Genomic DNA, 8,038 nt, shown 5'->3' on the forward strand with positions numbered 1-8,038 from the left:
CGTCTGCCTAATGCATTTACTACTTCCATTATCTTCTTATTTAAGTGCGTTAATATCAATCATTTTCGGGTTCTGAGCAGCATGTTTGTGTTCGCTACCGGCGTATACATACATATTACCCAGCAATTTAGCGCCCAATTTGTTCTTAGGCAGCATACCCTTTACTACTTTTCTCAGCAACTTGTCATCACCGTTCGGTTTAGCCTGCAAGCGGGCAGGGGTGATTTCTCTCTGACCACCAGGATAACCTGTATATGACAAATAGATCTTGTCATTCCATTTGTTACCGGTCAGTTTCACTTTGTCGGCATTGATAATGATCACATTATCGCCACAATCTACATGAGGGGTAAAGTTAGGTTTATACTTTCCTCTCAACAGTTTCGCAACTTTTGCGCCCAAACGACCCAATACTTGGTCGGTAGCGTCAACAATGACCCATTCTTTAGTCACTGTAGCTTTGTTTGCAGAAATGGTCTTGTAACTTAAAGTATCCACTCTTGATTTGTTTTTTAATAATGTTACTACTAATTTTTTCTCTTCACCGCTAATCGGACACCCCGGACAAAGGCCGTCCAACTCGCTATGAATTAATCGCTTATCCTTTTTAGATAATAATCGGCTTGCAAAGGTACGGTTTTTCTGCGAACTGACAAACGATTTAGCCTTTTTTTGATTATCACCGAGTTGGCTTTTTCTCACCCGTCACAGATACATACAAAAAAACTTTCCCACCTGGGACGCACGCACAACGTTTTGTCCCGGATGGGAAAGAATTAAAAACAGAAACAACACTCTTGCTGACAAGTACAGAAAACTATCAGCGAACTATATCTTCTGGAAACTTATCGGGCATCACAACACGTTTCCACGTCTCGTGATACCAGCAATTCAGTTCATTTCCATTCAAGTCCTTCGATATAAAATACTTCAAATGCATGTATTCATCCGATTCCATTTCAAACTGAAGCACATTATCCTGATTGTCCAACATAGGCAGGTGAATGTTCTTTTCAATACTTTCCTTGTAAGAATTATCTGTCAGCTGTTCATAAGTTCCATAACCGGTTATAATGGCATCCGACCCAGGAATAAGCGTAAAATTAACAATCCGCCCATCCTTACCAAGTACTTTGAATGTATTACTCGGTTTCAGCATTCCAGGTACATCAGCAGACTCGGACACATAATGGCACAATTGCCAGATTCCTTCCAGATTGGCCGGTTTAAAAGCAGCCTTCTCCTGTGCGGAGACTCCTGCTACCGCAAGCAGCATAGCTGCAAGCATGGTAAAGAACAAATTTCGTTTCATATTCGTATCGTTTTTGGTTAACACTCTCAGCCTTAGGGGCTGTCACAAATATAAATAAAATTTTCGAGAATATAACACATATACAGAAAAAAAAGTCCGCACAATCTGATAAATTGTACGGACTTGCTCTTTAAGGGTAAAAAATATCCTTATTGTCTTTCAGCAAACAAATTCTTCAATTAGAACTCGGCATTACGCGGAGTACGCGGGAACGGAATAACGTCGCGGATATTGGCCATACCTGTCACAAACAGAAGCAGACGTTCGAATCCCAGACCGAAACCGGCATGAGGACATGTACCGTATTTTCGCGTATCCAGATACCACCACATGTCTTTCATCGGAATATGCAGCTCGGTGATGCGTGCCATCAGCTTGTCATAATTCTCCTCACGCACACTTCCACCGATGATTTCGCCAATCTGCGGGAACAACACGTCAGTACCCTGCACAGTCTTACCATCCTCATTCTGCTTCATATAGAAAGCCTTGATTTCTTTCGGATAGTCAATCATGATAACAGGCTTTTGGAAATGTTCCTCAACCAGGAAACGCTCGTGCTCGCTGGCCAAATCGCAACCCCAATATACAGGGAACTCAAACTTATGTCCTTTTGCCACGGCTTCTTCCAGAATCTTAATACCTTCCGTATAAGGCAGACGGATAAACTCTGTATCAACCACCTTTTGCAGACGTTCTATCAATCCTTTATCAACCATCTTGTTCAGGAATTCCAAATCGTCACGACAGTTGTCGAGTGCCCATCTTACACAATATTTAATGAACTCTTCTTCCAGATCCATCAATTCGTTCAGATCAGCAAAAGCAACTTCAGGCTCAACCATCCAGAACTCAGCCAAGTGACGGGGAGTATTAGAGTTTTCAGCACGGAAAGTCGGACCAAACGTATAGATAGCACCCAAGGCCGTAGCAGCCAACTCGCCTTCCAGCTGTCCGGAAACCGTCAGACTGGCCTGCTTGCCAAAGAAGTCGTCATCGTAAATAATAGAACCGTTCTCGTCCTTCTTCAGGTCGTACAGATTCTTCGTTGTCACCTGAAACATCTGTCCGGCACCTTCGCAATCGGATGCTGTGATGATCGGGGTATGGAAATAGAAGAAACCCTTCTCGTGGAAAAACTTGTGGATAGCTATCGCCATATTGTGACGGATGCGGAACACAGCGCCAAACGTATTAGTACGGGGACGCAAATGAGCAATCTCGCGCAAGAACTCCATAGAGTGACCTTTCTTCTGCAAAGGATATGTATTGTCGCAAGTACCCAACACTTCTATCTCGCGGGCTTGGATTTCGGCTTTCTGTCCGGCACCGACCGATTCGGTCAGAACACCATTCACACTAAGGCAGGCTCCGGTCGTGATATCTTTCAGCACATCTTCGTCAAAGTTGGCCACGTCTACCACAATCTGCACATTATTTATTGTAGAACCGTCATTCAGTGCAATAAAATTCACCTGTTTGCTACCTCTGCGGGTACGAACCCATCCTTTCACATTGACCATAGCGCCAAAATCGTCACGCTTCAGCAGGTCAACAATCTTTGTTCTACTAATCTTTTCCATAATTCTATCGTATTCTGCAAAGAGTCAAAGAGATGCATCGCTCCCCGACTCTTTACTACATTATATTAATACTCTTTTTTATTCAAACGAACCCATCCGTAAGAAGTTTACCTCCTGCTCTGTCAGGTAACGCCATTCGCCACGACGCAAACCCTTCTTTGTTAATCCAGCAAAGTATACACGATCCAGTTTCACCACCTTATAGCCCAGCGACTCGAAGATTCGGCGCACGATACGGTTCTTACCCGAATGGATTTCAATACCTACATCATTCTTCTTATTCTCGTCAGTATAGCTGATAGCATCTGCATGAATCTCACCATCGTCCAACTGAATACCGGCAGCAATCTGTTCCATATCTGCCTTTGTCAGATTCTTGTCCAGATGCACATGATATATTTTCTTTTTCAAATACTTGGGATGAGTCAGCTTAGAAGCCAGATCACCATCGTTAGTAAGCAACAGCACACCGGTCGTATTGCGGTCCAGACGGCCTACCGGATAAATGCGCTCGGTGCAGGCATCCTTTACCAGATCCATTACCGTGCGACGCGCCTGCGGATCGTCGGATGTAGTCACCGTATCTTTAGGTTTGTTCAGCAATACGTAAATTTTGCGTTCGATGCTGACTGTCTGATCATGAAACTTCACTTCGTCACCACGTTTGATCTTGGTTCCCAACTCGGTTACGACAACACCGTTTACCGAAACTACACCAGCTGTAATAAACTCATCGGCCTCACGGCGTGAGCAGACACCGGCATTAGCAAGGAACTTGTTCAAACGGATCGGCTCGTTCGGATCGACAAACTGTTCTTTGTATTCTATCTGTTTCTTCTTGCTGTACTTAGCGTTCGGATCGTAATCGGCTGTACGACGCTGACGGTTTCCACCTTGTTTGCCATATCCCTGCGGCTTGCCTGTACCACCAGCATTGAAACGCGAACGTTGCGGACGATCACCATTATCGGCATTCGGAGCAAAACGCGGACGTTGCGGGCGGTCGTTTCCATACGAACGTTGCGGGCGATCACTAGCTTCGGCATCATTATAACGCGGGCGCTGCGGACGCGCACCATAAGAACGTTGTGGACGATCGCCATACTCGTTATTCGGAGTAAAGCGCGGACGCTGCGGACGATCATTGCCATAAGTGCGTTGCGGACGACTCGAATTTTCAGAATTGGAATTGAAACGCGGGCGATACGAACGGTCATCGCTGTACGAACGTTGCGGACGATCGCCATTCTCAGTATTAGGATTGAAACGCGGACGGTAAGAACGGTCGCTGCTATAAGCACGCTGCACACGTTCACCATTCTCCCTGTTAAATCTCGGGCGATGCGGGCGATCGCCATTTTCACGGTTATAAGACGGACGGTTATAACTTCCGTTGAACTGGTTACCATCACGGCCGGCATTCGAGTTCCCCTCTGCGGAAGAAGCATCGCGCCAAGTTTCGTTTTCTGTACTCATTTTGTTTTTATTCGAATAAAATTAGACGTTGGCCTCACGGCCGTTATTAGGCGGATGTGTCAAATAAAGGAGCTGCTTCCTCTTGACACCTCCTCTTATTTACATTCCTGTATAATTGTGCGGAGTGATAGCGCGAAGCTCTTTCTTGATGTCCTCGCTCACGTTCAACTCCTCGATAAAGTTCTTAATAGATTCTTCTGTAATAGCCTGGTTGGTGCGCGTCAAAGCCTTCAGTGCTTCGTACGGATGCGGATAGGCCTCGCGACGCAAAATAGTCTGAATAGCCTCAGCCACAACGCTCCAGCAGTTGTCCAAATCGCGATAGATAGCTGTTTCATTCAGCAGCAGTTTACGCAAACCTTTCAATGAGCTCTGGATGGCAATGATAATATGTCCGAAAGGCACACCGATATTGCGCAGCACAGTCGAGTCGGTCAGGTCGCGTTGCAGACGAGACACCGGCAACTTCACAGCCAGATGTTCCAAAATAGCATTTGCCATACCCAAATTACCTTCGGCATTTTCAAAGTCGATGGGGTTCACTTTGTGAGGCATAGCACTCGATCCCACCTCACCGGCTTTAATTTTCTGCTTGAAGTATTCCATCGAAATGTATTGCCAGAAGTCGCGGTTCATGTCGATCATGATGGTATTGATGCGCTTCATGGCGTCGAAGATAGCCGACAGATTGTCATAATTGGAAATCTGTGTAGTATATTCTTCACGTTCCAAACCCAGCTTTTCGGATACGAAACGGTTGCCGAACGCTTTCCAGTCGTATTCGGGATAAGCTACGTGATGGGCGTTGTAGTTACCGGTAGCACCACCGAACTTGGCTGTCACGGGACAGGCCTTCAGCGTAGCAAGCTGACGTTCCAAACGATAGACAAATACATTGATTTCTTTTCCCAGACGGGTAGGCGAAGCGGGTTGTCCGTGCGTCTTGGCCAGCATAGGGATGTTGGCCCACTCTTCAGCATACGTGCGAAGTTGTGCTATCAGCTCTTCTATCTGCGGATAGTACACATTGCTCAGTGCTTCTTTCACCGAAAGGGGGATAGAAGTATTGTTAATATCCTGCGAAGTCAGACCAAAGTGAATAAATTCTTTATAGTCGTCCATTCCACCCAGCTTGTCGAACTCTTCTTTTAGGAAGTATTCTACAGCTTTCACGTCGTGGTTGGTCACGCTTTCAATATCTTTGATGCGCTGTGCATCGGCTTCCGAGAAGTTGCGGTAGATGTTTCTCAAAGTTTCGAACACAGCCTTGTCCACCCCTTTCAATTGCGGCAAGGGCAGTTCGCACAGGGTAATGAAGTATTCCACTTCTACCTGTACACGGTATTTTATCAGTGCAAACTCAGAAAAATAATCAGCCAAGGCCTCAGCCTTGCCTCTGTATCGACCATCGATCGGAGAGATAGCGGTAAGTAAATCCAGTTTCATACGTCGTATCTATAATGATAATTATCAGACTGCAAAATTACGTCTTTTTTCTGACTTACAAGGGATAAGAATGACATAAAAACTCCTTGCAACTATAAAATTATCCAAAATACATCCGCCACTGTCGCCTGCCTCACCTACCGCCGAACGCAAAAGACCCCTCCTCCCTACCCTATCGACTTATCTATACCTTCCTATTTTCCCTAACTAGAAAAAAATTTTTTCCTAGTTAGAGAATAATATTTTCCTAACTGAGAAAAAATAAAGGGATAATTGCTACCCAGAAATGGCTATCCTAAAAAAAGAAAAAGAGGACACATTTACATGTGTCCTCTAAAAATTGTCGGTGGGCGTTGACGGATTCGAACCGCCGACCCTCTGCTTGTAAGGCAGATGCTCTGAACCAGCTGAGCTAAACGCCCGTTTCGAATAACAAAAATAAAGAATTGAGTGTGGGCGTTGACGGATTCGAACCGCCGACCCTCTGCTTGTAAGGCAGATGCTCTGAACCAGCTGAGCTAAACGCCCGTTTTGAATAACGAAAGTGAAGAATTGAGTAGTGGGCGTTGACGGATTCGAACCGCCGACCCTCTGCTTGTAAGGCAGATGCTCTGAACCAGCTGAGCTAAACGCCCGTCACTTTCGTTTCAAAAGCGCTGCAAAGGTACGACATTTTTTGATATCTGCAAACAATCGAATGACTTTTTTCAAAAAAAACATCACAGCCTCATCGAAACAGACTACGGTGTATCCGACCAAACAAGTAACACTGTGATGTGCAAAGCACAAAAAAAGTAAGGACACACCTTGATGGTGCATCCTTACAAAATACAATAAAAATATCTCTATTCAGATTATTTATATTCCTGCCAGCTCTTGATCTGGATATCCTCCAATTTCATCTCGCAGAAGGCCTCAATAAAGGCACTAGCCAGACGCGCATTGGTGATCAACGGAATATTATGGTCAATAGCACCACGACGAATCTTATAACCGTTCGTCAACTCACGTTTGGTATGATTCTTCGGGATATTGACAATAAGATCAAACTTATGCTCGGAAATCATCTTCATCACATTATTCTCGGCATCGGGACGTTCATCCGGCCAGAAAACAGGCACTGTATCTACGCCATGGGCATTCAAGAAAGCTGCTGTGCCGGCTGTAGCATAGATCTTATAACCTTTAGTATAAAGCATGCGGCTGGCATCGAGCAAATCAACTTTCGACTTCATGGCACCCGACGAGAACATCACACCCTTCTCAGGAGAAGGAACTTTGAAACCGGTAGCAATCATCGCATTCAGCAAAGCTTCTGAGAAATCATCACCCAAGCAACCAACCTCACCTGTTGAAGACATGTCTACACCCAATACCGGGTCGGCCTTGTGCAGGCGCGAGAACGAGAACTGGCTGGCTTTTACGCCAATCCAATCGATATCATAAGCCGATTTATCGGGTTTGGTATAAGGAGCATCGAGCATAATCTTTGTTGCGGTCTCGATAAAGTTGCGTTTCAGCACTTTGCTGACAAACGGGAAACTACGTGAAGCGCGAAGATTACATTCAATCACCTTAACTTCATTATTGCGAGCCAGGAACTGAATGTTGAACGGACCTGAGATGTTCAGTTCCTTAGCAATCTGACGACTGATCTTCTTGATGCGACGGGCGGTAGCAAAATAGATCTTCTGAGCGGGGAACACCAGGGTAGCGTCGCCAGAGTGTACGCCGGCAAACTCGACGTGCTCGGAAATGGCGTATTCCACCACCTCGCCGTTCTGAGCTACGGCATCGAATTCTATCTCCTTCGTATTCTGCAAGAACTGCGAAACAACTACCGGATATTCTTTCGATACCTCAGCTGCCATCTTCAGGAACTCCTGCAATTCTTCTTCGTCGTAGCAAACGTTCATAGCTGCACCCGAGAGGACGTAAGACGGACGCACCAGCACCGGATAACCCACCTTAGCCACAAAGCCTTTCACATCTTCCAAGCTGGTTAGTTCCTGCCATGCCGGCTGATCGATACCCAGCTGGTCGAGCATGTGAGAGAACTTATTACGGTTCTCTGCGCGGTCAATAGATACCGGAGAAGTACCCAATACAGGAACTGACTGACGATAGAGTTTCATAGCCAGATTGTTCGGAATCTGTCCGCCTACCGATACGATAACACCACGGGGTTGTTCGAGGTCAATAACATCGAGCACACGTTCGA

At 45.6% G+C, this 8,038-nt stretch carries 6 protein-coding genes and 3 tRNA genes; all 9 read right to left on the reverse strand.

From position 1 onward, the window contains the following. Window positions 1-36: 36 nt before the first annotated feature. A complete protein-coding gene (gene rplM / locus QVP67_RS04110) occupies window positions 37-498 on the reverse strand; it encodes a 50S ribosomal protein L13 (RefSeq protein WP_022162284.1) in 462 nt (153 codons plus the stop codon). Window positions 499-820: 322 nt separating this feature from the next. Then, window positions 821-1,312, reverse strand: a complete 492-nt coding sequence (locus tag QVP67_RS04115) for a DUF4488 domain-containing protein (protein WP_022162285.1) — start codon at window positions 1,310-1,312, stop codon at window positions 821-823. 179 nt (window positions 1,313-1,491) lie between these two features. Further along, window positions 1,492-2,895 carry an asparagine--tRNA ligase gene (gene asnS, locus QVP67_RS04120; protein WP_022162286.1) on the reverse strand — a complete coding sequence of 468 codons (1,404 nt, stop codon included), beginning with the start codon at window positions 2,893-2,895 and terminating at the stop codon, window positions 1,492-1,494. 78 nt (window positions 2,896-2,973) lie between these two features. After that, window positions 2,974-4,371 carry a pseudouridine synthase gene (locus QVP67_RS04125; RefSeq protein WP_022162287.1) on the reverse strand — a complete coding sequence of 466 codons (1,398 nt, stop codon included), beginning with the start codon at window positions 4,369-4,371 and terminating at the stop codon, window positions 2,974-2,976. 99 nt (window positions 4,372-4,470) lie between these two features. Then, complete coding sequence (purB, locus tag QVP67_RS04130) at window positions 4,471-5,817, reverse strand: adenylosuccinate lyase (RefSeq protein WP_022162288.1); 1,347 nt, start codon at window positions 5,815-5,817, stop codon at window positions 4,471-4,473. 347 nt (window positions 5,818-6,164) lie between these two features. Next, window positions 6,165-6,239: transfer RNA gene (locus tag QVP67_RS04135), tRNA-Val, on the reverse strand. 31 nt (window positions 6,240-6,270) lie between these two features. Then, window positions 6,271-6,345, reverse strand: a tRNA-Val gene (locus QVP67_RS04140). A gap of 32 nt (window positions 6,346-6,377) precedes the next feature. Continuing rightward, window positions 6,378-6,452: transfer RNA gene (locus QVP67_RS04145), tRNA-Val, on the reverse strand. A gap of 219 nt (window positions 6,453-6,671) precedes the next feature. After that, a partial coding sequence (locus QVP67_RS04150) for an ATP-binding protein (RefSeq protein WP_288179893.1) occupies window positions 6,672-8,038 on the reverse strand: 1,367 nt, incomplete at its 5' end.

This window comes from Bacteroides sp. CAG:633 (assembly GCF_000435115.1).
GTDB classification, from domain to species: Bacteria; Bacteroidota; Bacteroidia; order Bacteroidales; family Bacteroidaceae; genus Bacteroides; species Bacteroides ndongoniae.